Genomic DNA, 847 nt, shown 5'->3' with positions numbered 1-847 from the left:
GAAAACGCACTTCCACTAACAGCCCGCCATGGGGATGGTTGGCCAGCTGAATTTCACCATGGTGCATGTCCACAATCCGTTTCACGATCGCCAGCCCCAGGCCACTGCCACTGAGAGTGCGCGCCTTTTCGCCCCGGGAAAACGGCTGTAACAGCAGAGGAATGTCTTCTTCACGCACGCCGCGCCCATGATCACGCACGGTAAGCACCACCTTGTTTTCGGTAACAGCGGTGCGGATTTCCACCGGCGAGGCGCCGTACTTGAGCGCGTTACCCACCAGGTTGGCCAGCATCCGTTTTACGGTCAGTCGTTTGAGCATTAACCGGGGCAGATCTTCCAGTTCGAACCGTAGCTGTTCGGCCGGGTACTTGCCGGCCACTTCCTGAATCAGGTCATTCAGGTTTTCAAAATCTGGCTGCTCATCCGCCCCGTCACGGATAAAGGAAATAAACTGATCGAGGATCGCATCCATATCCTCAATGTCTTCGACAATGCCTTTTGCCAGCTCTTCGTCCTGCATGAATTCCGCTGACAGCCGCAGGCGCGTTAGCGGGGTTCGCAAATCATGGGACACGCCGGCCAACAGCAATGCCCGATCCCGCTGGGCCTGCTGCAAGTCACGGGTCATTCGGTTAAAGGCGGTGTTAACCGCCTGGATTTCCTCCGGGCCGATGGTGGTATCCAGCACCGGCACCGCCTCGCCTCGCCCGACTTTCAAGGCCACTTTGGCCAGCCGGCGTAATGGCAAGTTCAGCCCCCGGGCAATCAGCAAGCCACCGATAATAGCAAGCAGGGGCACCGTGACTCCCCAGCCCAGCAACAGATAGCGATCGTAGTCCCGGAAGAA

At 58.1% G+C, this 847-nt stretch carries 1 protein-coding gene; it reads right to left on the bottom strand.

Translation table 11 applies throughout. From position 1 onward, the window contains the following. On the bottom strand, window positions 1-847 hold an 847-nt coding region (locus tag A3754_RS01490), incomplete at both ends, for an ATP-binding protein (protein ID WP_156496671.1).

It is taken from the genome of Alcanivorax sp. HI0083 (assembly GCF_001635175.1).
The sequence above is the reverse complement of the archived record's forward strand: the minus strand, read 5'-3'. Positions and strand labels throughout refer to the sequence as shown.